This is a genomic window from Pseudomonas sp. Z4-7 (assembly GCF_051131965.1).
GTDB lineage: Bacteria > Pseudomonadota > Gammaproteobacteria > Pseudomonadales > Pseudomonadaceae > Aquipseudomonas.
In genome coordinates, this window is record NZ_CP071642.1 from 2,877,973 (window position 1) to 2,902,558 (window position 24,586).

23 protein-coding genes are annotated in these 24,586 nt (G+C 61.8%); 16 read left to right on the forward strand and 7 right to left on the reverse strand.

The window, feature by feature from the left end:
• Window positions 1-74: 74 nt before the first annotated feature.
• Window positions 75-1,796, reverse strand: a complete 1,722-nt coding sequence (locus J3P91_RS13120; protein WP_434604690.1) for an amidase — start codon at window positions 1,794-1,796, stop codon at window positions 75-77.
• Between the two features lie 359 nt (window positions 1,797-2,155).
• Here J3P91_RS13120 and J3P91_RS13125 point away from each other — a divergent pair, with 359 nt between their 5' ends.
• From J3P91_RS13125 to J3P91_RS13165, 9 genes are all read left to right on the forward strand, one after another.
• Entirely contained in the window at window positions 2,156-3,160 is a 1,005-nt protein-coding gene (locus J3P91_RS13125) for an ArsJ-associated glyceraldehyde-3-phosphate dehydrogenase (protein WP_434604692.1), read from the forward strand.
• A 9-nt stretch (window positions 3,161-3,169) separates the two neighbouring features.
• On the forward strand, window positions 3,170-4,375 hold the full coding sequence (gene arsJ / locus J3P91_RS13130; protein WP_434604694.1) for an organoarsenical effux MFS transporter ArsJ: 1,206 nt from the start codon (window positions 3,170-3,172) through the stop codon (window positions 4,373-4,375).
• 127 nt (window positions 4,376-4,502) lie between these two features.
• On the forward strand, window positions 4,503-5,234 hold the full coding sequence (locus J3P91_RS13135) for a GntR family transcriptional regulator (protein ID WP_434604696.1): 732 nt from the start codon (window positions 4,503-4,505) through the stop codon (window positions 5,232-5,234).
• 123 nt (window positions 5,235-5,357) lie between these two features.
• A complete protein-coding gene (locus J3P91_RS13140; RefSeq protein ID WP_434604698.1) occupies window positions 5,358-6,647 on the forward strand; it encodes an MFS transporter in 1,290 nt (429 codons plus the stop codon).
• 27 nt (window positions 6,648-6,674) lie between these two features.
• Window positions 6,675-7,505, forward strand: coding sequence for an amidohydrolase family protein (locus tag J3P91_RS13145; RefSeq protein ID WP_434604700.1), 831 nt, complete (start codon window positions 6,675-6,677; stop codon window positions 7,503-7,505).
• Window positions 7,506-7,758: 253 nt separating this feature from the next.
• Window positions 7,759-9,876, forward strand: a complete 2,118-nt coding sequence (locus tag J3P91_RS13150; protein WP_434604702.1) for a PAS domain-containing sensor histidine kinase — start codon at window positions 7,759-7,761, stop codon at window positions 9,874-9,876.
• Window positions 9,873-10,235: a response regulator gene (locus J3P91_RS13155; RefSeq protein WP_434604704.1), complete on the forward strand. Its 363-nt coding sequence runs from the start codon at window positions 9,873-9,875 to the stop codon at window positions 10,233-10,235. The genes J3P91_RS13150 and J3P91_RS13155 overlap by 4 nt, the downstream gene beginning before the upstream one ends.
• A 20-nt stretch (window positions 10,236-10,255) precedes the next feature.
• Window positions 10,256-10,699: an HIT family protein gene (locus J3P91_RS13160; RefSeq protein ID WP_434604706.1), complete on the forward strand. Its 444-nt coding sequence runs from the start codon at window positions 10,256-10,258 to the stop codon at window positions 10,697-10,699.
• A gap of 124 nt (window positions 10,700-10,823) precedes the next feature.
• On the forward strand, window positions 10,824-11,342 hold the full coding sequence (locus J3P91_RS13165; protein WP_434604708.1) for a hypothetical protein: 519 nt from the start codon (window positions 10,824-10,826) through the stop codon (window positions 11,340-11,342).
• 28 nt (window positions 11,343-11,370) lie between these two features.
• On the opposite strand, the gene J3P91_RS13170 is transcribed toward J3P91_RS13165, so the two are convergent.
• Complete coding sequence (locus tag J3P91_RS13170; RefSeq protein WP_434604710.1) at window positions 11,371-12,240, reverse strand: AraC family transcriptional regulator; 870 nt, start codon at window positions 12,238-12,240, stop codon at window positions 11,371-11,373.
• Between the two features lie 296 nt (window positions 12,241-12,536).
• Between J3P91_RS13170 and J3P91_RS13175 the strand changes: the two genes are divergently transcribed.
• Window positions 12,537-13,700 carry a (R)-mandelonitrile lyase gene (locus J3P91_RS13175; RefSeq protein ID WP_434604712.1) on the forward strand — a complete coding sequence of 388 codons (1,164 nt, stop codon included), beginning with the start codon at window positions 12,537-12,539 and terminating at the stop codon, window positions 13,698-13,700.
• Here the strand turns inward: J3P91_RS13175 and J3P91_RS13180 are convergent.
• Genes J3P91_RS13180 through J3P91_RS13190 form a run of 3 tightly spaced genes read right to left on the reverse strand, consistent with a single transcriptional unit; the run spans window position 13,688 to window position 15,545 of the window.
• On the reverse strand, window positions 13,688-14,581 hold the full coding sequence (locus J3P91_RS13180; protein WP_434604714.1) for a LysR family transcriptional regulator: 894 nt from the start codon (window positions 14,579-14,581) through the stop codon (window positions 13,688-13,690). The genes J3P91_RS13175 and J3P91_RS13180 overlap by 13 nt on opposite strands.
• 31 nt (window positions 14,582-14,612) lie before the next feature.
• The gene (locus J3P91_RS13185; protein WP_434604716.1) at window positions 14,613-14,906 is read right to left on the reverse strand and encodes a hypothetical protein; all 294 of its coding nucleotides are present in this window, start codon (window positions 14,904-14,906) and stop codon (window positions 14,613-14,615) included.
• A gap of 21 nt (window positions 14,907-14,927) precedes the next feature.
• Complete coding sequence (locus tag J3P91_RS13190; protein WP_434604718.1) at window positions 14,928-15,545, reverse strand: YebB family permuted papain-like enzyme; 618 nt, start codon at window positions 15,543-15,545, stop codon at window positions 14,928-14,930.
• A 113-nt stretch (window positions 15,546-15,658) separates the two neighbouring features.
• Between J3P91_RS13190 and J3P91_RS13195 the strand changes: the two genes are divergently transcribed.
• Window positions 15,659-16,393 (forward strand): helix-turn-helix domain-containing protein, encoded by a 735-nt coding sequence (locus J3P91_RS13195; RefSeq protein WP_434604720.1) that lies wholly within the window; start codon window positions 15,659-15,661, stop codon window positions 16,391-16,393.
• A 27-nt stretch (window positions 16,394-16,420) separates the two neighbouring features.
• Here J3P91_RS13195 and J3P91_RS13200 read toward each other — a convergent pair whose 3' ends face one another.
• Together J3P91_RS13200 and J3P91_RS13205 are read right to left on the reverse strand one after the other, a co-directional pair.
• The gene (locus J3P91_RS13200; RefSeq protein WP_434604722.1) at window positions 16,421-17,449 is read right to left on the reverse strand and encodes an alpha/beta hydrolase; all 1,029 of its coding nucleotides are present in this window, start codon (window positions 17,447-17,449) and stop codon (window positions 16,421-16,423) included.
• Between the two features lie 25 nt (window positions 17,450-17,474).
• Window positions 17,475-17,921 (reverse strand): cyclophilin-like fold protein, encoded by a 447-nt coding sequence (locus J3P91_RS13205; protein ID WP_434604725.1) that lies wholly within the window; start codon window positions 17,919-17,921, stop codon window positions 17,475-17,477.
• 124 nt (window positions 17,922-18,045) lie between these two features.
• On the opposite strand from J3P91_RS13205, the gene J3P91_RS13210 reads away from it, so the two are divergent.
• The 5 genes from J3P91_RS13210 (at window position 18,046) to J3P91_RS13230 (ending at window position 24,379) form a co-directional block, all read left to right on the forward strand.
• Window positions 18,046-18,939 carry a LysR family transcriptional regulator gene (locus J3P91_RS13210; protein ID WP_434604727.1) on the forward strand — a complete coding sequence of 298 codons (894 nt, stop codon included), beginning with the start codon at window positions 18,046-18,048 and terminating at the stop codon, window positions 18,937-18,939.
• A 310-nt stretch (window positions 18,940-19,249) separates the two neighbouring features.
• Window positions 19,250-19,732: a formate dehydrogenase subunit gamma gene (locus J3P91_RS13215; RefSeq protein ID WP_434604729.1), complete on the forward strand. Its 483-nt coding sequence runs from the start codon at window positions 19,250-19,252 to the stop codon at window positions 19,730-19,732.
• Entirely contained in the window at window positions 19,726-21,285 is a 1,560-nt protein-coding gene (locus J3P91_RS13220; protein ID WP_434604731.1) for a formate dehydrogenase beta subunit, read from the forward strand. The genes J3P91_RS13215 and J3P91_RS13220 overlap by 7 nt, the downstream gene beginning before the upstream one ends.
• Window positions 21,282-24,158 carry a formate dehydrogenase subunit alpha gene (gene fdhF, locus J3P91_RS13225; protein WP_434604733.1) on the forward strand — a complete coding sequence of 959 codons (2,877 nt, stop codon included), beginning with the start codon at window positions 21,282-21,284 and terminating at the stop codon, window positions 24,156-24,158. The genes J3P91_RS13220 and fdhF overlap by 4 nt, the downstream gene beginning before the upstream one ends.
• Entirely contained in the window at window positions 24,155-24,379 is a 225-nt protein-coding gene (locus tag J3P91_RS13230; protein ID WP_434604735.1) for a formate dehydrogenase subunit delta, read from the forward strand. Before fdhF ends, J3P91_RS13230 begins: the two co-directional genes overlap by 4 nt.
• Window positions 24,380-24,586 lie beyond the last annotated feature (207 nt).

Genomic DNA, 24,586 nt, shown 5'->3' on the forward strand with positions numbered 1-24,586 from the left:
CAGGCGCTGATGACGCAGGCCTCACAGCTATTGAAGCGGTGGGCCTGCTTTTTTGTTTCATGTACCCGCCGCGATCAGGCGCGTGGATGGTCACCAGACAACGGCGGAGTCCGCGGCGGGATCATCCGTTTCGAGCCCGTCGACTCGAATGCCGAGGCCAGTTGCAGCAGTTTCGAATCGTCATAGGCACGGCCCGCGAACGTCAGCCCGACCGGCATGCCGATGTCCGCCATGACGCCCATCGGCACGGTGACGGTTGGCACGCCGAGGTGGCGGATGGCGAGGTTGCCGTTGGCGACCCATACGCCATTGCTCCAGGCAATGTCGGCTGACTCCGGGTTGACGTCCGCGTCGGCGGGCCCGACGTCCGCCACGGTAGGGAAGATCACCGCATCCAGCCCGAGCCGCTCCATCCAGTCTTCAAGATCGATCCGGCGTGTCTCTTCGAGGCCGCGCAAGCCATCGGGCAACGTCGGGATCTGATCCCACGGCGTGATGCCGCGCTGGGCCATCTTCACGTATTCGTCCATGCCGGCGGCAAGATCATCCTCGCGATTAGGCAGGGTGCCCGGGTCGTGAGGGAAAATCAGCGGTCCGTCGACGTCGGCCAGGCGATTGAGTTTCGGATCGCCGTTGGCCCGCAGGAAATCGTCGAACGCCCAGGCCGACAGGTCCCAGAGTTCATGGTGCAGGAACTCCTTGGACACCAGGCCGCGGGTGAACACCGTCGGCGCGCCAGGACGATCGCCCTCGCAGTTGGATACCAGCGGGAAATCCACCTCGATCACTTCGGCGCCCTGGGCCTCCAAGGCTTTGCGCGCGGCTTCCCAGAGGGCAATGACCGACGGGCGAGTGATGATTCGTTGCCCGGTCGGGCCGCCAATGCCTGGTTTTTCAGCGGTGCCGGCCTCGGGGTCGGCATTGATGTACATGCGCGGCACGCCGAAACGGATGCCGGCCAGCGCTTCGGGTTTGGCGGCAAGGCTCCGGTACGAGGCGGGACGGACCGAATCGACGGACGGAATCGGCACCCAGGGTTGCAGGCGCCACAGGTCGCCACGAGGGTCGGGGTCGTTCGCCACCACCACGTCGAGCACTTCCAGCAGGTCGGCCATGGTCCTGGCATAGGGCACCACAACGTCCATCGTCGGCGTCAACGGCCAGTTGCCGCGCACCGAGATCACTCCGCGCGAGGGCGTGTAGGCACACAAGCCATTGTTGGAGGCCGGGCCGCGTCCGCTGGACCAGGTTTCTTCAGCAAGGCCGAAGACGGCGAAACTGGCAGCGGTGGCAGTGCCCGCGCCGTTCGACGAACCGGAGGCAAAAGGCGCGGTGAGGTAATCCGCGTTATAAGGGCTTTCGGCGCGGCCATAAACACCGCGCTGCATGCCGCCGTTCGCCATCGGCGGCATATTGGTCTTGCCCAGGCAGATCGCCCCGGCGGCACGCAGGCGTTCGATAGTGAAGGCGTCGCGATGGGCAACCAGGTCCTTGAAGGCCGGGCTTCCAGACGCAGCGGTCAGCCCCTTCACCAGATAACTGTCCTTGGCGGTATAAGGAATGCCATCGAGGGGGCCCAGAGTCTGGCCTTTGGCCCGCCGGGCATCGGACGCCTTGGCCTCGTCCAGCGCAGAAGGGTTGCGAACCACCACCGCGTTGAGGGCGGTAGGCGTGTCGGGACCGTCATAGGCGTCGATCCGGGCGAGATAGGCCTGGACCAGCTCGACCGCCGTGGTCTGGCCGGATTCCAGCGCAGCCCGGAGCTGGGCAATGGAGACTTCGGTGATTTCAATCATGCTGTTACCGCTTCGGCTGACGAAGAACATGAGGCACGGGTCTGTTCAAGCAAAATTCCCCGGACACCTGATGTCGTTCAAATTGGGGCTGATATCGGGTGCAGACTGTACTACGAGAGCGTGATCGGAACACTCTCCCTTCTGAAATAACAACGGACTCCGTGGCGAGGGAGCTTGCTCCCGCTGGGCCGGTCCGACGCTTCGGGCGTAGCGGCCCCAATCCCAGCAGACAGTTGTTACGCCTGCTGCGCAGCCGAGCGGGAGCAAGCTCCCTCGCCACGGGGGGCGCCACTTTCGATTTCCTCTTGTATTCGCAAACACATATATTCGACTGAACACCAATAGACGGCCCCTTCAAAATGACGATCAAAGTAGGCATCAACGGTTTCGGACGCATCGGTCGCCTCGCCTTGCGTGCGGCCTGGGGCTGGCCGGAATTCCAGTTCGTGCAGGTCAACGATCCGGCGGGCGACGCGGCGACCCATGCGCATCTGTTGAACTTCGATTCGGTGCATGGCCGCTGGAACCGCCAGGCCGACGCCGATGGCGCCAGCATGATCATCGAGGGGCAGCGCATCAAGGTCACAGCCAACAAAGCGATTGACGACACCGACTGGTCGGGCTGCGATGTGGTGATCGAGGCCAGCGGCAAGATGAAGACGGTCGCGGTGCTCCAGGCGTATCTCGATCAGGGCGTGAAGCGCGTGGTGGTCAGTGCCCCGGTGAAAGAGCAGGGCGCGTTGAATATCGTCATGGGCGTCAATCACCAGCAGTTCGAGCCGGACCGGCATCGCATCGTGACGGCGGCTTCCTGCACCACCAACTGCCTGGCTCCCGTGGTCAAGGTAATTCACGAAAAGCTCGGCATCCGTCACGGCTCGATCACCACCATTCATGACCTGACCAATACCCAGAGCATCCTCGACCAGCCGCACAAGGACCTGCGTCGCGCCCGGGCCTCGGGTATGAGTTTGATTCCCACCAGCACCGGATCGGCCACCGCCATCGCCGAAATTTTTCCCGAGCTGCGCGGGCGCCTCAATGGCCACGCCGTGCGGGTGCCGTTGGCCAATGCGTCGCTGACCGATTGCGTGTTCGAGGTCGAGCGAGCCACCACGGCGGAGCAAGTGAACCGTTTTCTCAAGGACGCAGCCGAGCACGAGCTCAAGGACATCCTCGGTTTCGAGGAGCGCCCTCTGGTGTCCATCGACTACCGCACCGATCCGCGCTCGTCGATCATCGATGCGCTGTCGACCCTGGTTGTCAACGGCACCCAGGTCAAGCTTTATGCCTGGTACGACAACGAATGGGGCTACGCCAACCGCACCGTCGAACTGGCCCGGATGGTTGGCCTGGCCGGCTGAGGAATCGTGATGAGTGCCTTGTCAGCCATAGCGCCGCAAGTGCGACAGTACCTGCTCGTCACCGGTAATTACTGGGCTTTTACCCTGACCGACGGCGCCCTGCGCATGCTGGTGGTGTTGCACTTCCACGCGTTGGGCTACAGCCCGTTGCAGATTGCCGCGCTGTTCCTGTTCTACGAACTCTTCGGCGTGATCACCAACCTGCTGGGCGGCTACCTCGGTGCCCGGCTGGGCCTGAATCGGACGATGAATATCGGCCTGGGCCTGCAAGTGGTGGCGCTGCTGATGCTGACCGTTCCGTCCGCCTGGCTGACCATCGCCTGGGTGATGATGGCCCAGGCGCTTTCGGGAATCGCCAAGGACCTGAACAAGATGAGCGCCAAGAGCTCCATCAAGCTCCTGGTGCCTGACGGTGAACAGGGCAGGCTTTATCGCTGGATAGCGATCCTCACCGGCTCGAAGAACGCGCTCAAGGGCGTCGGCTTTTTCCTCGGCGGGGCGTTGCTCGCATGGATCGGTTTCCAGGGCGCATTGTTGGCGATGGCTGTCGTGTTGGCACTGATCTGGGGCGGCAGCCTGATCCTGCTGAAGAAGGACCTGGGCAAGGCCAAGGCCAAACCCCGGTTTCGCGACATCCTTTCCAAGAGCCGGGCGATCAATATTTTGTCGGCCGCGCGAATGTTCCTGTTCGGCGCCCGGGATGTCTGGTTCGTGGTGGCCCTGCCGGTCTACCTGAGCAGTGTCTACGGCTGGAATTTCTCGACCGTGGGCGGATTTCTCGCCGCGTGGGTCATCGGCTACGGCATCGTGCAATCCCTGGCGCCGAACATGACCGGCAAGAAACGCGGGCAGGTGCCGGATGGACGCGCCGCGTTCCTCTGGGCGCTGGCGTTGGCGGGCTTGCCAGCGGCGATGGCCCTGGGGCTGTCACAACAGGCGATGCTGTTGGGCGGGCTGATGGTCTTTGGCGTGCTGTTCGCGGTGAATTCTTCCCTGCACAGTTATCTGATCGTGTCGTACGCCAAGGAGGACGGCGTGTCGCTGGACGTGGGTTTCTATTACATGTCCAACGCCATCGGCCGGCTGGCCGGGACGCTGCTTTCCGGTTGGGTCTACCAGGGGTACGGGCTGGCGGCGTGCCTGTGGATTTCCAGTGCATTCGTGTTGCTCGCTGCCCTGATTTCGTTGGCATTGCCTCGTCACGCAACGCACTGATTCGCTGCGCTTGCTGTTTCCGTTGGTCTGCAAAGTATCAGGCCCCGTCTTGACAATACGGCGGGTCGAAGCAAATACTCGGCTCAAATTCATATAGATGACTAGATAACAAGGTGAATATAGTCCTATGAACGCCCTGTCCAGCGACGCCCGCCTGCCGCTTTATCAACGTTTGCGTGACCAGTTGGCGGAGCAGATCGCCAACAATCGCTGGCGTCCGGGGGAGGCGATTCCCACCGAGGCGGCGTTGTCAGCCGAATACCAGCTGTCCACCGGAACCGTGCGCAAGGCAATTGATGCCTTGGTCAGCGAGGGCATCCTGGAGCGCCAGCAAGGGCGGGGCACCTTCATTCGTCGTCCCCAGTTCCAGTCATCGTTGTTTCGTTTCTTTCGCTTTCAGTCGGCGTCCGGTGAACGCCGGGTTCCGGAGAGTCGCATTCTGTCTGTCGAGCCGGTGGCGGCGCCATCGGCGGTCGCACAGGCCTTGGGGTTGCCGGTCGATGCGCCGGTGATCCGCATCGTCCGGGTGCGTCTGCTGGAAGTCGAGCCGGTGCTCGCCGAAGAAATCTGGCTGCCACGTGGCCGATTCCAGCCGTTGCTGGAGATCGACCTGAACCAGAAAGGGCCGTTGCTCTATCCCATCTACGAGGAAATCTGCGGGCAGGTGGTTGCCTATGCGCAGGAAACCCTCACGGCCGAATCGGTCAACGAGGTGCATGCGCGCTTGTTGCAGGTTCCGGTCCACAGCCCGGTGGTGGTGATCGAGCGCCTGGCCCGCGATTACGCCGGCAACCCGCTGGAATGGCGCCGTTCGCGCGGGCATGCCGAGCATTTCCGCTACAGCGTCGAAATCCGCTGACTTCGGCGGGCTAGCGGCGTCTCGAACGCCGCTGCCCTTGCCCTGTGTGTTTTTCCTGACTGGCCCTGTAGCGGCGCGGTTCGCTCTCGGCTGCCTTTTGTTCCACTCATAAGGATAAGAATCATGTTCAGTTGGTATCGCCAGATCACTTCGCGGGAGCGCAAGACGTTTTGGGCGTGTTTTGGCGGCTGGTCGCTCGACGCGCTGGAAGTCCAGATGTTCGGCCTGGCGATACCGGCGTTGATCGCCGCGTTCGCCTTGTCCAAGGGCGATGCGGGGCTGATCAGCGGCGTTACGCTGGTGACCTCGGCCCTGGGTGGCTGGGTCGGCGGGACGCTGTCCGACCGTTATGGCCGGGTGCGCACGCTGCAATGGATGATCCTGTGGTTCTCGTTCTTCACCTTCCTGTCGGCGTTCGTCACGGGCTTCCACCAACTGTTGATCGTCAAGGCATTGCAGGGCTTTGGCATTGGCGGAGAGTGGGCCGCCGGCGCGGTGCTGATGGCCGAGACGATCAACCCGAAATACCGCGGCAAGGTCATGGGCACGGTCCAGAGCGCCTGGGCGGTGGGTTGGGGGCTGGCTGTCGGGGTCTTTACGCTGATCTACTCCCTGGTGCCGCAGGACATGGCCTGGCGGGTAATGTTCATCGTCGGCCTGCTGCCATCGTTCCTGATCATCTGGGTGCGGCGTAACGTCGAGGAGCCGGACAGTTTCCAGCGCCTGCAAAAGGAACAGGCAATTGCGCAGAGCTTCTTCAAGTCCCTGGGCGGCATTTTTCGCCCGGAACTGATTCGCGTGACGCTGTTCGGCGGTTTGCTCGGGTTGGGTGCCCACGGCGGTTATCACGCGGTGATGACCTGGCTGCCGACCTTCCTCAAGACCGAGCGCAACCTGTCGGTGCTCAATTCCGGCGGCTACCTGGCGGTGATCATCTTTGCCTTCTGGTGCGGTTGTGTCGTCAGTGGCTTGCTGATCGATCGCATCGGCCGGCGCAAGAACATCCTGTTGTTCGCGCTGTGCTGTGTGGTGACCGTGCAGTGCTACGTATTCCTGCCGCTGAGCAATACGCAGATGTTGTTCCTGGGCTTCCCGCTCGGCTTTTTCGCAGCCGGCATTCCGGCCAGCCTCGGGGCGTTCTTCAACGAGTTGTACCCGGCGGATGTACGCGGTGCCGGCGTCGGTTTCTGCTACAACTTCGGCCGGGTGCTGTCGGCGGTATTCCCGTTCCTGGTGGGGCACATGAGCGATTCCATGTCCCTGGGATCAGCCATCGGCATCGACGCCGGCATCGCCTACGGCGTGGCTGTGCTCGCGGCGCTTTGCCTGCCGGAAACCCGCGGCCGTAGCCTTGAGGCATCTGCGTCACCGGCGCCCGCCGTGGCATCTGCCAGCGAGAGCGCCCGGGCCTGATCACTTTAATTTTGATAGATGAGAACCATGGTTGATTCCTGTACTACGTCGATGACCGGCATCGACTGCCATGCCCACGTGTTCAGCCGTGAGCTGGAGCTGGCTGCCGTGCGGCGTTACACACCGGACTATGACGCTACGCTTGCGCAATACCTGGACCATCTGCAGACCCATGGCTTGAGCCATGGGGTTCTGGTCCAGCCGAGCTTTCTCGGCACCGATAACCGCTACCTGCTCGCCGCGCTGGAACAGGCGCCGGAGCAACTGCGCGGGGTCGTGGTGGTGGAACCGGATATCAGCCGAGTCGAGCTGGAGGAGATGGCGCGGCTGGGCGTGGTCGGCGTTCGCTTGAACCTGATGGGCACGGCCTCGCCCGACTTTCGCGAAACCCTGTGGAAAGACTTCCTTGGCCACCTTGCCGAATTGGATTGGCATGTCGAATTGCATGCCCCGGTAGCACATCTGCCGGGACTGATTCGCCAGTTGATGCCGTTCGGCGTGCGCTTGGTGGTCGACCACTTCGGTCGCCCCGATGCCCGTTCGGGCCTTGATCAACCGGGATATCCCGAGCTGATGACGCTGGGCGCCAGTGGGCAAGTCTGGATGAAAGTTTCCGGCATCTATCGGCTGGCGGGCACCGAGCAGCAGAATCTGGCATTCGCCAGGTCCGCACTGGGCCTGCTGGAGCAGAGTTTCGGCGCCCATCGCCTGGTATGGGGCAGTGATTGGCCGCATACACAACACGAGGCAGTCATCGGCTTCGATACGGTGATGCGCCAGCTGCAGGATTTGCAGATTTCTTTGCCGTTTATGCGCGCGCTTATGGTAGAAACGCCCCGCGCGTTGTTCCGATTTTGAGACTGACGTGCCATGTCACCGAATTTTCCTGAACTCGCAGGATGAATAAGGATCTAGTATCCATTGCAGCTGCATGAAAAAATCCGCTCCGGCATGTAAAGGAATAGTCCGGGCTGGGATCGCCGACTCAGGGGATACCGGGTCGTTGTGTAGCAGGCGCATTCAGCCAGGCGGATTGGGGATAGAAATGTCGAATATTGAAGCGTTTCCCAGGGAGACGCGTACACCGAGCGAATATGAAGGGCTCTTGGCAATGGGCGCAAACGCGCTCGACGCCATTCCTGGCGCGGTGTATCTGTGTGATCACAACGGCTGGCTGGTCCGCTACAACAGCGAGGCGGCCACTTTGTGGGGACGAGCGCCGATATTGGGAGAGGGCGGCGACCGTTTCTGCGGTTCCTATCGCCTGTTCCTGGCCGACGGTACGCCGTTGGCATTGGAGGACTGCCCGATGGCCTGGGCGCTGGAGTCGGGTACGGCGACGCGCAACCAGGAAGTATTCATCGAGCGTCCGGACGGCTCGCGGATCGTCGCGCTGGTGAACATCCGGGCCCTGAGGGATGAGCAGGGCACTATCCAAGGGGCTATCAACTGTTTTCAGGACGTCTCGGCGCACCACGCGATGGCCGAAGAGCTACGGCGCAAGAATGCCGACCTGGAAGACTTCTTCGAAAACAGTGCGGTGGGCCTGCACATCGTCAGCGGCGAAGGCACTATTGTGCGTGCCAACAAGGCTGAGTTGGCCTTGCTCGGTTATTCGGCGCAGGAGTACATCGGCCGCCACATCACCGAGTTCCATGTCGATGAGCCGGTCATCGGCGACATCCTGAGCAAATTGAGCAACGGCGAATGCCTGGAAGACTATCCGGCTCGCCTTCGAGCCAAGGATGGTTCGATCAAGCATGTCACCATCACCTCCAACGGGCGGTTCGAGGACGGCAAGCTTTTCAACACCCGGTGCTTCACCGTGGACGTGACCTCGGTCCATGCGGCCGAGACGGCGCGCCAGGAGAGCGACGACCGGTTGTCCGCGACCTACGAGGCGGCGACGATCGGCATTGCCGAAGCCGGGGCGGATGGCCGTCTGTTGCGGGTCAACGATGCGCTCTGCAACATGCTCGGGCGCTCGCGCGAAGAACTGCTGAACATGACTTTCCTGGGGTATACCCACTCCGACAGCACAGACGAAGACGCCGCGCTGTATGCTCGCCAGGTGGCGGGCGAGCTTGATAACTACGTGCTGCGCAAACGCGCCTTCAAGCCTGACGGCGAAACCGTCTACCTGGACATCCACAGCTCATCGGTCCGGGACTCCCAAGGCGTGTTTCGTTATGGCGTGCGGGTTATCCAGGACGTCACGCAGGCGCGGCGCATGGAAAACCAGATCCTCGAAAGCGAACGGCACATGCGCAACCTGCTCGAGGCGCTGCCCGCGGCGGTCTATACCACGGACGCGCAAGGCCGGATCAATTTTTTCAACCGGGCAGCGGTCGAGTTGTCGGGGCGTACGCCTGAACTGGGCGACCTTTGGTGCGTGACCTGGAAACTGTTCACCACCGATGGCAATTTCCTGCCCCACGACCAGTGCCCGATGGCAGTGGCCTTGAAGGAAAACCGGCCGATACGCGGGGTCGAGGCAGTCGCGGAGCGTCCCGACGGCAGCCGGGTCCCGTTCGCGCCTTATCCCACGCCGCTACACGACGCGGAGGGCAACCTGGTTGGCGCCATCAACATGCTGGTGGACATCTCCGAGCGCAAGCAGGCCGAAGACCGGCAGAAAACCCTGATCGACGAGCTCAACCACCGGGTCAAGAATACCCTGGCCACGGTGCAATCCCTGGCAGCCCAGACCGCCCGCAACGCGGTGGATGCCAAGGACGGTTACAACCGTTTCGAAGCCCGGCTTCTCGCGTTGTCCCGCGCCCACGATCTGTTGACGAGGCGGCATTGGGGCCAGACCCCACTGGCCTCCCTGGCCCGGGAAGTGCTGGTGCCGATATTCGGGGCCGACCCTGGCCGTATCACCATCGAGGGTGATGCCATCGACGTCGATACCCGGGTCGCGCTCGGCCTGACCATGACCCTCAACGAACTGGCGATCAATGCGCTCAAGTACGGCGCGATGTCGGTCGAGACGGGCAGGCTTTCGCTGAACTGGAACGTCCAGCCGCAATCGAACGGCACCTTGCTGACCTTGGATTGGCGCGAGCAGGGCGGCCCCCCGGTGTTTCCGCCGGAACGGGAAGGGCTCGGTTCGCGGTTGATGAAGCGCTGTATCGAGCGCGATCTTGGCGGAATTTTTGTCCTGACTTTTGCACCTGAGGGCGTTCTCTGTCGCTTCTCGTTCATGGTCGTTGAGCAATCTGCATGACCCGGTTTGCTGGTATCAGGGTTCTGCTTGTCGAGGACGAAGGCGCGGTCGCCATGCTGATCGAGGAAATGCTCGAAGAGCTGGGCTGCACGGTGGTGGCGTCAGTCCCACGACTCGCCCAGGCTCGAGAAAAAGCGGACACCCTGGAGGTTGACCTGGCAATCCTGGACGTCAATCTGGCTGGTGAACGGGTGTTCCCGGTGGCTGATATCCTGCGCGCTCGTAACGTTCCTTTCCTGTTCAGCACCGGATACGGCGTCAGCGGCCTGCCCGCTGACTTCGCCCAGTGTCCGGTTCTGCACAAGCCCTTTTCCGAAAACGAATTGCAGCTGAAGATAGCGCTGACGCTGAAAAACTGAAGTATTTGCGAGGAGCAACCATGAGCTTGTACGGCCAATACGATCCGCAGAACATCTTTGCGCTGATTCTTCGCGGCGAAGCGCCCTGCTATAAAATCTACGAAGACGCTGATGTACTGGCCTTCCTCGATATTTTTCCGCAGTCGCGCGGTCATGTGCTCGTCATCCCGAAGGCGGCCCAGGCGCGCAACATTCTTGATGTCGACCCCGCGGTGCTGGGCAAGATGATGTCGGCGACGCAACGCCTCACTCGCATCCTCGTCGACGAGCTGCAGCCGGATGGCGTGCAGATCGCGCAGTTCAACGGCGCGCCCGCCGGGCAAACGGTCTTCCATATCCACGTCCACATCATCCCGCGCTGGAACGGCGAGGCGCCCGAGGCTCATGGACGGGGCAAGGCCGATCCGCAGGAGCTTGAAGCGTTGCAGGCGCGGCTGGTGGAGCGTATTCGTTCGCAAGAGTGATGGCTTAGACTTCCAAGGGGGCACCGAGTGTGCGCCCCACCGCAAAACCCATGACAAATCGTCACCAACCTCCAGTCCAGACGCTAATATCCGCGCCAATCCTTGGACATCGCGGACCCACCTTATGAAATTGCGCCTGCTGACCGCTGCCTTGTTTTTCATCTGCACCCTGGCTCAAGCCGAAGAACCGAAACCCATTCCGCAAGCCTTGGAGGCGCAGATCGGGCATCTGGTGGCGCTCCTCAAGGACAGCTATGCCACCGGCTACCCCGACGCGGCGCTGGTGCAAACGCTCGATACCGGCGAGGACAGCCAGGTCACGCTCGCGGTCTTCACTATCGAGGGCTTTGGGATGGGCAACAATTACAGTCAGTACCTGGCGGCCTTTACCCCTGAGGAGAACGAAGAGGGCGTGCCGCATTACAGCCTGCTGGATGTGATGCGAATCGGCGGAGACAGCTGGCGAGCGATCGATAAGATGGACGCCAGGCTGGTCAGCGACCCGGCGGGTGAGCAGACCCTGATCGACATCGCGGCAATGGAAAACACCGACGACGATGCGCCGAACTTCCCTAGCAGAGCGGCAGTTATTCATCTGTCCTTGGCTGGTGCACAATCCCTGCGGTTGGTAGAGATAAAGTAGGGCGCTTTCGGTAGCGGGCGTTTATCCGCTATTGCAGCGGGACATACACATCGGTTTGCCATTGATCCTGTGGCGTCTCGGGATAGGCGCTCAGGTAGTGGAAAAACAGTGGCTGATCACGCAGCTCCTCACCGCTCGCGGGGAGCCAGTCGCGGTAGATCGGGTAGATCGTCTCGCCGATATGATCGGGCGACCCCGCATGGCGTACCACGACGTAGCGGCCGCCGGGAATGACGAGTGGGCCTACGCCGAACTCATTCGGCGTCACGTCTTCGTGAATCTCACCGCAGATCGCAAATCGGAAGGCGTGCGCAGGTGTCGTATCGGGATTGCCATAAGGAATACCGAACGTGCGGCTTGATGCCACCGGCGACTGCCCGCTGCGCATCCGCCACTCGATGAACTGGCGGACGCTCGCATTGACGAGCCCGGGCGGCCCGCGGTGCTCAAGGGCCGCTACGTTGATTTCAGTGAGTTCGATAATGCGTACTTGCATGAGAAGAGTCCTGGAAAAATGTGGGACGGCGAATACCGTGTTCCAGACCTGCCAGTTTGCATTCTTCCTGAACGCGCTTGGCGCGGCGCCGAACGCCCGGCTGAACGCCCTGGAGAACGCCTCGGGGCTCCTGAAGCCCGCATCCAGCGCGGCGTCCAGTACCGAATAATCGGCAACTGCGACCAGGCGATGTGCCGCGCGTCGTAGCCGCATCAGCTGGACGTAGCGCGAAACAGGCACGCCCATGAACGCCGTGAACTGGCGATGGAAGTGAAACGCCGAGAAGTTCGCCACATGACTTAACGTCCTCACCGACAGATCATCTTCCAGATTGGCATCGATATACGCCAGTACAGCGTCGAAGCGTTTTTTGTAGGCGTAATCGTTTGGTAGCTCAGGCACGGGGGAAGGCTCTTGGAGGTGCGGTCGGCGTCAGAGTCGACTATACGCGCAGAGCATGCCTAGCCGCGTTTGCTCAAAAGCGCGCAGTCAGGCCCTGAATTGGGCTGACGCTCCGATGCCAATACACTCCCTCGCCACGGTTGATGCATTCGTCCGCGTAGATAGGGCCGCCCGCCGCTCTCGTACTGGCTTATTTATGTGATTTCGATATGAGTCCTATGTCATTGCCATGGTTTATCGATCAATGATGCCCGGGTAGTTTGCTTCTCAAGGATATCCATAGAGAGGCAAACCCAATGAAGGCAAGCACCTTTTATCTTGCGTTATGCGCGGCGGCGCCTTTTGCCGACGCCGCCGGCCCGGAAAGCGCCAGCGAGTCGCGCAATTCACAACAGATCAGCCGGGCGGGCAGCCAGGCTTCCGCCGTAGGACCGGCGGATTATTTCACCGGAAAAGTGCGTGTGGGCCCGCTGTTCCCAGCAACGGAAGAGATCAATGTGTCTGGCGCCTGCGTCACTTTCGAACCGGGCGCGCGCTCGGCCTGGCATACCCATCCCGCCGGTCAGCGATTGGTAGTGGTCTCCGGCGTGGGCCTGACGCAGGAATGGGGCAAGCCGGTGCAGCAAATCCATCCCGGCGACGTGGTCGTTTGTCCTGCGGGCGTCAAGCACTGGCATGGCGCGGCGCCGGACAGCGCCATGACTCATCTGGCCGTGACCGGCACGGTGGAGGGCAAGAATGTGCAGTGGTTGGAGAAGGTCAGCGAGGAGCAATACGGCGCCGGTGGAACGCTGACATCATCGGCCAAGCCAGATGCTGCGGCGGTTTCACAAACCCTGTCGGCCAAACAGCGAGCCATTCCGCTGATCGCCGCCGCCATGGCCACAAGCAACATGCCGGCTCTCGATAGCGCCTTGAATAAAGGGCTGGATGCGGGTCTCAGCGTCAGCGAGGCGAAGGAAATCCTGGTGCAGCTCTACGCTTACAGCGGGTTTCCCCGCAGCCTCAACGCGCTGGGCGAATTGATGAAAGTCGTGGAGGCCCGAAAGCAACGCGGCGTGCAGGATGCTCCGGGGCGCGCGCCGACTCGCCCGATTCCTACCGGCGATGCATTACTGGCGGCGGGCAAGGCCAACCAGACACGGATCGCCGGTGCGCCTGTCCAAGGGCCGCTGTTCGACTTCGCCCCGGTCATCAACCAATATCTACAGACGCACCTGTTCGGCGATATTTTCGAGCGCGACAACCTTGACTGGCAAAGCCGGGAGCTGGCGACGGTCGCCGCGCTGGCCGTGACCCCAGGGGTGGAGTCACAATTGCGTTCACACATGGCTGCGAGCTTGCGGGTCGGATTGAGCGCTGCGCAATTGCGCCAATTGATCCAGCTGCTGGACGAGCAGGGCGAGGCCGCTGCGGCCAAGCGTGCCGCTGAGGCACTGGATGCCAGTCAGTCCTCGTAACGCAAGGCTTCGCGCAGCAGCGTGAAGGCCGGAGAGGTCTGGCGGCGACTCGGGTAGTACAGATGATAGCCGAAGAACGGCTCGCACCAATCGTCCAGTACCCGGATCAGCCGGCCTTGCGCGACAGCATCCAGCACCAGATCTTCCGGCATGAAGGCCAACCCCAAACCCTGGAGCGTCGCCTCCAGGCGCATGGCGATCGTGTTGAAAACCAGTTGGCCTTCTACCCGGACTTGCAGTTCCTTACCGCTTTTTTCGAATTCCCAGACATACAGGCCGCCATGAGTCGGCATGCGCAAGTTGATGCAATTGTGCGCCGTCAGGTCGTTTGGAATCAGCGGCTTGGGATGTTGGGCGAAGTACGCCGGCGAGCCGACGACCGCCATGCGCATGTCGGGGCCAATGCGCATGGCGATCATGTCCTTGGCGACCTGCGGGCCCAGCCGCACGCCGGCATCGAACCCCTCAGCGACGATATCGGTAAAAGCGTAGTCTGCGATGATCTCGATGCTCAGGTCGGGATTGTCCGGCAACAGCTTGGCGAGAACCGGCTGGAGCACGGTGATTGCAGAATGCTCGCCAGCGGTGATGCGCAATTTTCCGGCCGGTTTGTCGCGAAACTCACTGAGCATCGCCATCTCCTGATCGATCTCTTCAAACCGCGGCGCAACCACCTGCAACAGGCGTTCGCCCGCTTGGGTCGGGGCAACACTTCGCGTGGTACGCGACAACAGCCGGACTCCCAGCCGTTCTTCCAGTTGTCGCATCGCCCGACTCAGTGCCGGTTGCGACATGCCAAGCCTGGCCGCCGCCCGAGTGAAGCTGCGCTCCTGGGCCACGACTGAGAAGATGGCGAGTTGGTCGTAGCGTTCGGTGGTCATTGAGCTGTCTCTGGATTTTTTCGGGGGACTGCTACTCGCGCCCAATCAAGACGCGATACCTGATATCCCGATCAAACGTGTCTTCCGGGTTCTCGTAGGCTTCAAGCAGTTCCAGAAACCCCGCGCGCTCAAGACTCGCCAGATCCTCCAGGGTCCAATCGGCAGGAAAGTCGCCGGAAAAATCCTTTCCTCGATGTTCAACCCATCGGAAAACCGGGAAGGGCATGTAACCGAGCCACTCAGAGCGATAGGTGATCTCGTCAGAATCGCTGGTTTCTACTGCGGCGCGGATCTTGTTCTTGATGGCTTCCTGGTGTTCATCCATGGTGTTTTGGTCCTGGTTGGATCATGCCGTGCCACTCGCCTGGGAGTCGAAAATGATGCGCACCTCCGAACTTTGAAGCAAGCTTTCCGGGGTGACGGTACGACGTTGCCAAGGAATTCGGCCGAAGAACCACAGCCGCCAGAAGGCGAGATTCGGCTCGGCGTTATCTTGTAGTAACGTCGCGAACGTTTCCACTTTACCGACTTGGATGTTCGCCCCTTCATCGATGACTTCACGAACGAAACGGGAGCAGAACTGGCGTCGCGAGGCCAGGTTGAAGCCTGTGTCATAAAATCGGCCCAGCCGATGATCAGCTGCATTCCTGAGCGCCTTGCGTTGCGTGTCGGTAAGAGGGTGCGTGAGCCTGGCGACGGCGCAGCGTCCCTGTTCGGAGCGCTTGAGGAAGCGGCTGAGCGAGGTGGTTCGTGAAAGCGGAAAGGTACTCTCTGCGATCAGCGGCTCATCGCCATGGTCGTCGACCACCACACCGACATGGTTCGTCCAAGAGTTTGTCGCGCTGGCAACCTCTCGGAAGGGCCGTGCGGGGACCCGGATGAACACCATATCGCCAATCCGCAGATCTCCGGCGAAGGATTCGCCTGCTGTTGGGGAAACGGGCGTCACGCTTTTGATAAACATGCTGAGCTCTCGGTTTTTTTGAGAGCCAAGCATGCGGAGCAGGTGGCGTGATTCGCAACGTCTTCGTCGATTTTTCGCTAAACTGATACCAAAGGTATCGGATATTAATACTCGTGAACCAGATTTCTCAACTCACTATCACCATTAAGCAACGTCTGAAAGCCGCCGGCCTGACCTATCGTGATGTTGCCCAGGCGCTTGATCTGTCAGAGCCTAGCGTGAAGCGCCTGCTGGCGAGCGGTCGCCTGACGGTCGAACGCCTTGCCCAGCTTTGTGAGTTGCTGGGCATGACGATGGCTGAATTGCTCCAGGAGGCGGAGCGTTTAACCCCGCGCTTGCACATGCTGACGCGTGAACAGGAAGCGCAACTGGTTTCAAACGAAAAGCTGTTGTTGGTAGCGGTGTGTGCGGTGAATCACTGGACGCTGGAAGACATTGTGTCTGCCTACTGCATATCGAAAGCCGAGTGCATCGGCCACTTGATCGTCCTGGAGCGGATGGGCCTGGCAGACCTGAAACCGGGAAATCGCATCAGGTTGCTGGTGGCGCGGGATTTCGACTGGCTACCGGACGGCCCTATCCGAGGGTTCTTCCTGAAACAGGGCCTGCCGGACTTCATGGCCAGTCGATTCGACCTTGCTGATGAAACCCTGCATTTCACCCATGGGATGCTGACCCAGGCCGCTTACGCCCAGTTGCAAGGCGAGATCCAAAAGCTGCGCAGCAAACTGGCGGCGCTCCACAACGAATCGTTGAGCGCGCCACTGTCCGAGAAGCGCGGTACTGCGCTGTTGCTGGCAATGCGAGTGTGGGAGCCGCTGGCGTTCAGCAAGCTTAAGCGGGGCTAGCCGACAAGGACGGTCGAGCAAATATCATCACTTCAGATTGCTCTTGAAGAAACTCGTCAACTTATCGAAAGGAATCAGATCGACCCGGTCATAAAGATCGACATGCCCGGCGCCTGGAATGATGACCAGTTCCTTGGGTTGACCGGCAAGCTTGTAGGCCTCTTCGCTGAACTCCCTGGAATGCGCATCGGCGCCGGCAATGAACAGCATCGGATGAGGCGAGATAGTCTCGATGTCATTGAGCGGATAGAAATTCATGAACTTGATGTTGCTGGTCAGCGTCGGGTGCGTGGTCAGGTCCCTGGAAGAGCTGGCGGGCGTGAATTCGCCGCGGGGTGTGCGGTAGAAATCGAAGAACTCACGCTGGATAGGATGGGTGTTTTCATCCAGTTGATGCACGGTGCCGCTGGTGTAGAGCGTTTCGCCACCGGCGAATTCGACATTACGCTGCTGGGTGGCTTGGGCGATGATGGCGCGGCGTTGGTCCAGCGTTTGGGAATGCTTCAATCCGTTGCGATTGACGCCGCCCATGTCGTACATGCTCACGGTAGCGATGGCTTTCATACGCGGATCGATCTTGGCGGCGCTGATCACGAAGCTGCCGCTGCCACAGATGCCGAGAGCGCCAATGCGTTCCTTGTCGACAAAGGGCTGGGCACTGAGAAAGTCCACCGCCGCGCTGAAGTCCTCGGCATAGATATCCGGCGAGACTGCATTGCGCGGTCGTCCCTCGCTTTCGCCCCAGAACGACAGATCCAGGGAAAGGGTCACGAAGCCTTTTTCCGCCAGCTTGGTGGCATACAGATTGGCGCTTTGCTCCTTCACCGCTCCCATCGGATGGCCGACGACGATCGCCGGATTGCGGGTCTTGCCATTGAGCTTTTTCGGAATGAACAGGTTGCCCGCCACGTTCATTTGATATTGGTTCCTGAAGCTGACCTTCTGTACGGTCACTTCATCACTGCTATAAAAATTGTCTGCGCCGTGGGACATATCGGCTCCTATCGCTGAGAGCGAACTGACGAGAAGGGTCAATAAAACGAGGATCTTTTTCATGGGGGGTCCTGTCGATGCGTTGGCATCAATCGTGGGAGAACGTTACTTGCACCGTCCCCAGGCCCAGCGCTTGAGCCAGTCTTGAGGTGTCGTTCACGTGGCCCAGGCGCGTGTACGCGTAGGTTGAGTTGAAGTCCTTGTAGAAGACGACCAGGGTGTCCTTGCCGTACAGCATCAGGTCGCCGTTGCGGATTGTTCCCGGCCGGCTCGCCTTGACGGGCAGCGCTCGGGGGAGGGTGGCGTATTTTTCGTTGCGGTTGAGATCGCTCATCTCCAGTGTCAGCGGGGCTAACGCGGCAAGCGATTGGGCTGCGGTGGCATCGGCCAGAGTGATGCCAAAGCGTTGTTCGCCGACGATCATCCACATGTCAGGTTTCTCCGCTGTCAAAGAGGCCGATGCGGCATCGCTCCCGGCCATGCAGCTGCCCAGCATGAGCAAAGAGGCAAGCAAACCAAGGCTGGCAGAGCGCATCGGGGTTCTGTGTCGGGTTCTGTTCATGGGGCCATGGTGACGCGCGAGCACTGATGCGACTAGCTAATGAGTACTTAACAAGGCTATAAGCCTGGCTAATCAATAGCTCTTGAAGTGCTTCGCCATGGTCAAACGCAATCTCAACGATCTGCTGTCTTTCGTCACCGTGGCGAGGGAGGGCAGTTTTACTCGTGCTGCCGGTGCATTAGGCGTCACCCAGTCGGCGCTGAGCCAGGCGATCAGTGGCCTGGAGGCGCGTTTGCAGATCCGCTTGCTGACGCGAACCACCCGCAGCGTATCGCCAACCATCGCTGGCGAACGGTTGCTGCAAGCCATCGGTAATCGTTTCGATGAAATAGAAACCGAGCTGGACAGGCTTACGGAAATGCGCGACAAGCCCGCTGGCACCGTGCGCATCACCTGTGGCGATCACGTATTACGCACGACCTTGCTCCCCAAGCTGACCGGATTGCTGCACGAGTACCCGGACATCAACGTCGAGTTCGATGTGTGTTACGGGTTCCGGGACATCGTCGCGGATCGCTTTGATGCGGGGGTGCGCCTGGGCGATACCATCGACAAAGACATGGTGGCCGTGCCGATAGGCCCTGCGTTGCGGATGGCGGCTGTCGCTTCACCTGAATACTTCGCCAGTCGCGCCATTCCGAAGAGCCCGCGCGACCTGCTCGGCCATCGCTGCATCAATCAGCGTATGCCGACGTCGGGCGGGCTATATGTCTGGGATTTCGAGCGGCGCGGCAAGGAAGTGAACGTCCGGGTGGATGGGCAGTTGATCTTCAACACATCGACCCACATCGTCGAAGCCGCGCTGGCCGGATTGGGGGTGGCGTACCTGCCTGAAGAAGAATTCGAACCGCACCTCCAGGCGGGCCGGCTGGTGCGCGTACTGGAGGATTGGTGCCCGCCGTTTCCCGGGTACTACCTTTATTACCCCAGCCGACGGCAACCGTCGCCCGCGTTTACCCTGGTTGCCAATGCATTGCGTAATATCAACTGACACTGGCAGGCGCTCGGGTCCGTCAGAGAGTCGTTGCATCGTCTATCTTGTCAGGAACGGTTTTTTCGAAAAGCAAGCTAACCAATAGTCGCTTTCAGGACACGTTTCGTCGTCCACGTGCAATCGCCGCCCCCCGGGAGTGGCAAGCTGTGAAGATGCCCCGGACCAGGTGCGTCAAAGACACCTGGCCGGAGAGCAGGAATGGCGATCGGATTTGCCACGCTACCGTGACGTGGGCCGCACGCCCTAGCCAAGACTCCGGACGACTACCGCCACGCGGCGGTGTCGTTCGAGATGCCGAGGTACGTTTATGCCTGATGAGACGCTTCACCTGCCTCTGATTCACAGCGTGCTGGCGCGCAAGAAGGACACCCCCGGTGCCTTGTTGCCCATCCTTCATGCCATCCAGGAAGGTTGCGGGTACATTCCCGACGCCGCGGTCCCTGAAATCGCCCATGCCCTCAATCTCAGCCAGGCTGAAGTGCGCGGGGTAATCAGCTTCTACCATGACTTTCGCACCACGCCTCCGGCGCGCCATACCCTGCGCCTGTGCCGGGCGGAGTCATGCCAGAGCATGGGGGCCGAAGGCCTGGCTGCGCAGTTGCGCGAACAACTGGCGCTGGACGATCACGGCACCAGTGCCGACGGGGCGATCAGCCTGCGACCGGTCTATTGCCTGGGCGCCTGCGTGTGCTCGCCGGCCCTGGAGCTGGATGGGGAGCTGCACGCACGGCTGACCCCAGAACGCCTGCGCCAGTTGGTGAACGGTTGCCTGGAGGATGGCCCATGCTGACCCTCTGCATTTCCCGTGATTCAGTGGCCCGCGCCGTCGGTGCGGACAAGGTGGCGGATGCGCTGGTGCGCGAGGCCGAGCGTCGTCAATTGCCGCTTGAGGTGCTGCGCACCAGCTCTCGCGGGCTGTATTGGCTGGAACCCCTGGTAGAGCTTGAAACGCCCGAAGGGCGGTTGGGGTTTGGCCCGGTCACCGCGCAAGACGTGCCAGGCCTGCTCGATGCACTTGGCCACGACCCGGGCGGGCATCCTTCAGCCTTGGGGCTGGTGGAGAACATTGCGTATCTGAAAAGCCAGCAGCGCCTGTTGTTTGCGCGTGCCGGCATCACCCGGCCCTTGTCCCTCGACGACTATCGGGCCAAAGGCGGGTTCCTCGGCCTGGCCCGGGCGATCCGGATGGACGGCGCCGAGGTGGTTGCCCAAGTACTCGATTCCGGCCTGCGCGGCCGGGGCGGCGCGGCGTTCCCGGCGGGCATCAAGTGGCGCACCGTGCGCGACGCGCAGGGCCCGCAAAAATACGTGGTCTGCAATGCCGACGAAGGCGACTCCGGCACGTTCGCCGACCGCATGCTGATGGAAGGCGATCCGTTCCTGCTGATCGAAGGCATGGTCATCGCCGGGATCTGCGTTGGCGCCACCATGGGCTACATCTATGTGCGCTCGGAATACCCGGACGCCGTCAGCACGCTGAACGAAGCGCTGCACATCGCCCGCGAGGCCGGTTACCTGGGCGCCGATGTCGGCGGCAGTGGCCGCGCCTTCGAGCTGGAAGTGCGAGTGGGCGCCGGCGCCTATATCTGTGGCGAAGAAACAGCGCTGCTGGAATCTCTCGAAGGCAAGCGCGGGATGGTGCGTGCCAAGCCGCCGCTGCCGGCGTTGCAGGGCCTGTTCGGCTTGCCGACGCTGGTTCATAACGTGGTGACCCTGGCCTCGGTGCCGGTAATTCTGGAGAAGGGCGCGCAGTTCTACCGCGACTTCGGCATGGGCCGTTCATTGGGCACCATGCCGTTCCAGCTGGCCGGCAACGTTCGTCGCGGCGGGCTGGTGGAGCGGGCATTTGGCCTGAGCCTGCGCGAGTTGGTGGAGGAGTATGGCGGCGGCACCGCCAGCGGTCGTCCATTGAAGGCCGCGCAAGTCGGCGGCCCGCTGGGCGCGTGGGTCCCACCCGCGCAGTTCGACACGCCGCTGGACTACGAAGCGTTCGCCGCCATGGGCGCGATGCTCGGGCACGGTGGCGTGGTGGTTGCCGACGACAGCCTGGACATGGCCCGGATGGCCCGGTTCGCCTTGCAATTCTGCGCCGAGGAATCCTGTGGCAAATGCACGCCGTGTCGCATCGGTTCGACCCGTGGCGTCGAGGTGGTGGATCGCTTGATCGCCAGCACCGATGCCAACGCGCGCCAGGAACAGGCGGCATTGCTGCAAGACCTTTGCGACACCCTGCAATACGGCTCGCTCTGTGCCCTCGGTGGGATGACGTCCTACCCCGTCGCCAGCGCCCTCAAGTACTTCCCCGTCGACTTCGGTCTGGCGACCACGGAGGCCGACCAATGATCAACATCTTCGATCCCGCCAGCGACATCGACCTGGGCACCCCGGCCCGAGTAAGCGACGTGCAGGTCAGCCTGACCATCGATGGCCGTGAAATCAGCGTTCCCTCCGGCACGTCGGTGATGCGCGCGGCGGCCTTGCTCGGTACCACCATCCCGAAACTGTGCGCCACCGACAGCATGGAAGCCTTCGGCTCCTGCCGTATGTGCCTGGTGGAGATCGACGGGATGCGCGGTTACCCGGCCTCGTGCACCACGCCGGTGACCGACGGCATGGTGGTCCGCACCCAGACCTCAAAGCTCGCCACTCTGCGTCGCGACGTGATGGAACTGTACATCTCCGATCACCCGCTGGACTGCCTGACATGCCCGGCCAACGGCAACTGCGAGTTGCAGACCGTGGCCGGGCAGGTGGGCTTGCGGGAGGTGCGCTACGGCTACGAAGGCGCCAATCACCTGGCCGAAGCCAAGGACGTGTCCAACCCTTATTTCGACTACGACCCGAGCAAATGCATCGTTTGCAGCCGCTGTGTGCGTGCCTGCGAGGAAATCCAGGGCACCTTCGCCCTGACCATCAGCGGACGCGGCTTTGATTCCCGTGTCGAAGCGGCCGGCGGTGACAACTTCCTCGACTCCGAATGCGTGTCCTGCGGCGCCTGCGTCCAGGCCTGCCCGACAGCGACGCTGATCGACAAGAGCGTCGTCGAAATCGGCCAGCCGGAGCGCAGCGTCGTCACCACCTGCGCCTATTGCGGCGTGGGCTGCTCGTTCCGCGCCGAGATGAAAGGCGAACAACTGGTGCGCATGGTCCCGGACAAGAACGGCCAGGCCAACCACGGCCACTCGTGCGTCAAGGGCCGCTTCGCCTGGGGCTACGCGACGCATCCGGACCGCATCACCAAGCCGATGATCCGCAAGCACATCAACGACCCGTGGCAGGAAGTCAGCTGGGAGGAGGCGGTCACCTACGCCGCCAGCGAACTGCGGCGCATCCAGCTCAAGTACGGGCGCGATTCCATCGGCGGTATCACCTCCAGCCGCTGCACCAACGAAGAAACCTACCTGGTGCAGAAACTGGTGCGCACGGCGTTCGGCAACAACAATGTCGACACCTGCGCGCGGGTCTGCCATTCGCCGACCGGTTATGGCCTCAAGCAAACGCTCGGCGAGTCGGCCGGTACGCAGAATTTCGACTCGGTGATGAAAGCCGACGTGATCATGGTGATGGGCGCCAACCCCACCGATGCGCACCCGGTGTTCGGCTCCCAGCTCAAGCGCCGCCTGCGCCAAGGCGCGCGGTTGATTGTCATCGACCCGCGGCGCATCGACCTGGTGAATTCGCCTCACGCCCGTGCCGAGCTGCATCTGCAGCTGCGTCCGGGCACCAACGTGGCGATGCTCAACGCGTTGGCCCACGTGATTGTCACCGAGGGGCTGGTTGACGAGCCTTTCGTCAAAGAGCGTTGCGAGGCGACAGATTTTGCCCGTTGGCGCGATTTCGTCAGCCTGCCGGAAAATGCGCCCGAGATCCTCGGCCCGGTGTGCGGCGTGCCCGCCGAGCAGATCCGCGCCGCCGCGCGGCTCTACGCCACCGGCGGCAACGCGGCCATCTACTACGGCCTCGGTGTCACCGAACACAGCCAGGGCAGCACCTCGGTGATGGGCATCGCCAACCTCGCCATGGCCACCGGCAATATCGGCCGCGAGGGCGTCGGGGTGAACCCGCTGCGTGGGCAGAACAACGTCCAGGGTTCCTGCGACATGGGCTCGTTCCCCCATGAGCTGCCGGGCTATCGGCACATCTCCAATGAAGCGGTGCGGGCCCAGTTCGAGCAGGCCTGGAACGTGACGTTGCAACCCGACCCGGGCCTGCGCATCCCGAACATGTTCGAGGCAGCGCTGGACGGCACCTTCAAGGCGCTTTACTGCCAGGGCGAGGACATCGCCCAGAGCGATCCCAACACCCAGCATGTGACAGCGGCGCTGACCGCTTTGGAATGCGTGATCGTGCAGGACATCTTCCTCAACGAAACGGCCAAGTTCGCCCACGTGTTCCTGCCGGGCAGCTCGTTCCTCGAGAAGGACGGCACATTCACCAACGCCGAACGCCGTATCTCCCGCGTTCGCAAGGTCATGGACCCGCTGGCCGGAAAGGCCGACTGGGAAGCCACCATTGCCCTGGCTGGCGCCCTGGGCTACCAGATGCACTACAACCACCCTTCGGAAATCATGGATGAAATCGCCCGCCTGACGCCGACCTTCAGTCGTGTCAGCTACGCTGAACTGGAGCGTCACGGCAGCTTGCAGTGGCCGTGCAACGATGCCGCGCCGGACGGCACGCCGACCATGCACATCGACCAATTTGTGCGCGGCAAAGGGCGCTTCATGCTCACCGGCTATGTGCCCACCGAGGAGAAGGTCAATGGCCGTTATCCGCTGCTGCTGACCACCGGACGGATACTCAGCCAGTACAACGTCGGCGCACAGACCCGGCGCACCGACAACGTGGCGTGGCACGAGGAGGATCGCCTGGAAATCCACCCGACCGACGCTGAGAATCGCGGCATCGCTGAGGACGATTGGGTCGGTATCAGCAGTCGCGCCGGGCAGACGGTGCTGCGCGCCAGGGTCACCGAGCGGGTGGCGCCGGGGGTGGTCTACACCACCTTCCACTTTCCCGAGTCCGGGGCCAACGTGATCACCACCGACAACTCGGACTGGGCCACCAACTGCCCGGAATACAAAGTCACGGCGGTGGAAATCGTGCGGGTCAGCCAGCCTTCGGAATGGCAGAAGCGTTATCAGGCCTTCAGCGATGAACAGCGGCGCCTGCTGAAGGAACGTCGTCACGCCGAGAAAGCCGAGGTGCGCCGATGAGCTCGCAGAACCTGATCAAGATGGCCAACGAGATTGCCCGCTACTTCGCCACGGAGCCTGATCAGTCGCTGGCGGTGAGCGGCATCCGCCAGCACATCAAGAACTTCTGGACGCCGGGCATGCGCAGGGATTTGCAGGGTTGGGAGGAGAAGCATCCGGATGCGGTTTTGCATCCGTTGGTGTTGGCGGCGTTGAAGGAGCCGGAGGGGGTTACCTGGTAGCCGACCTGGTTCTTGCTGTCGTACTCCGATCCAACTGTGGGAGCGAGCCTGCTCGCGAAGGCGCACTGTCAGCCAATTAAGATGCTGAATGTGCCGGCGCCTTCGCGAGCAGGCTCGCTCCCACAGGAATTCTATGTGTACCTTGAGATCTGTGTCTGTCGAAGATCCAGTGTGGGAGCGAGCTTGCTCGCGATGGCGGTATGTCAG

Excerpts from the sequence above, each read along its gene's own strand:
- J3P91_RS13120 (WP_434604690.1), bottom strand. The coding sequence starts at position 1,796 with ATGATTGAAATCACCGAAGTCTCCATTGCCCAGCTCCGGGCTGCGCTG.
- J3P91_RS13125 (WP_434604692.1), top strand. The coding sequence starts at position 2,156 with ATGACGATCAAAGTAGGCATCAACGGTTTCGGACGCATCGGTCGCCTC.
- arsJ (WP_434604694.1), top strand. The coding sequence starts at position 3,170 with ATGAGTGCCTTGTCAGCCATAGCGCCGCAAGTGCGACAGTACCTGCTC.
- J3P91_RS13135 (WP_434604696.1), top strand. The coding sequence starts at position 4,503 with ATGAACGCCCTGTCCAGCGACGCCCGCCTGCCGCTTTATCAACGTTTG.
- J3P91_RS13140 (WP_434604698.1), top strand. The coding sequence starts at position 5,358 with ATGTTCAGTTGGTATCGCCAGATCACTTCGCGGGAGCGCAAGACGTTT.
- J3P91_RS13145 (WP_434604700.1), top strand. The coding sequence starts at position 6,675 with ATGGTTGATTCCTGTACTACGTCGATGACCGGCATCGACTGCCATGCC.
- J3P91_RS13150 (WP_434604702.1), top strand. The coding sequence starts at position 7,759 with ATGGGCGCAAACGCGCTCGACGCCATTCCTGGCGCGGTGTATCTGTGT.
- J3P91_RS13155 (WP_434604704.1), top strand. The coding sequence starts at position 9,873 with ATGACCCGGTTTGCTGGTATCAGGGTTCTGCTTGTCGAGGACGAAGGC.
- J3P91_RS13160 (WP_434604706.1), top strand. The coding sequence starts at position 10,256 with ATGAGCTTGTACGGCCAATACGATCCGCAGAACATCTTTGCGCTGATT.
- J3P91_RS13165 (WP_434604708.1), top strand. The coding sequence starts at position 10,824 with ATGAAATTGCGCCTGCTGACCGCTGCCTTGTTTTTCATCTGCACCCTG.
- J3P91_RS13175 (WP_434604712.1), top strand. The coding sequence starts at position 12,537 with ATGAAGGCAAGCACCTTTTATCTTGCGTTATGCGCGGCGGCGCCTTTT.
- J3P91_RS13180 (WP_434604714.1), bottom strand. The coding sequence starts at position 14,581 with ATGACCACCGAACGCTACGACCAACTCGCCATCTTCTCAGTCGTGGCC.
- J3P91_RS13185 (WP_434604716.1), bottom strand. The coding sequence starts at position 14,906 with ATGGATGAACACCAGGAAGCCATCAAGAACAAGATCCGCGCCGCAGTA.
- J3P91_RS13190 (WP_434604718.1), bottom strand. The coding sequence starts at position 15,545 with ATGTTTATCAAAAGCGTGACGCCCGTTTCCCCAACAGCAGGCGAATCC.
- J3P91_RS13200 (WP_434604722.1), bottom strand. The coding sequence starts at position 17,449 with ATGAAAAAGATCCTCGTTTTATTGACCCTTCTCGTCAGTTCGCTCTCA.
- J3P91_RS13205 (WP_434604725.1), bottom strand. The coding sequence starts at position 17,921 with ATGCGCTCTGCCAGCCTTGGTTTGCTTGCCTCTTTGCTCATGCTGGGC.
- J3P91_RS13210 (WP_434604727.1), top strand. The coding sequence starts at position 18,046 with ATGGTCAAACGCAATCTCAACGATCTGCTGTCTTTCGTCACCGTGGCG.
- J3P91_RS13215 (WP_434604729.1), top strand. The coding sequence starts at position 19,250 with ATGCCTGATGAGACGCTTCACCTGCCTCTGATTCACAGCGTGCTGGCG.
- J3P91_RS13220 (WP_434604731.1), top strand. The coding sequence starts at position 19,726 with ATGCTGACCCTCTGCATTTCCCGTGATTCAGTGGCCCGCGCCGTCGGT.
- fdhF (WP_434604733.1), top strand. The coding sequence starts at position 21,282 with ATGATCAACATCTTCGATCCCGCCAGCGACATCGACCTGGGCACCCCG.
- J3P91_RS13230 (WP_434604735.1), top strand. The coding sequence starts at position 24,155 with ATGAGCTCGCAGAACCTGATCAAGATGGCCAACGAGATTGCCCGCTAC.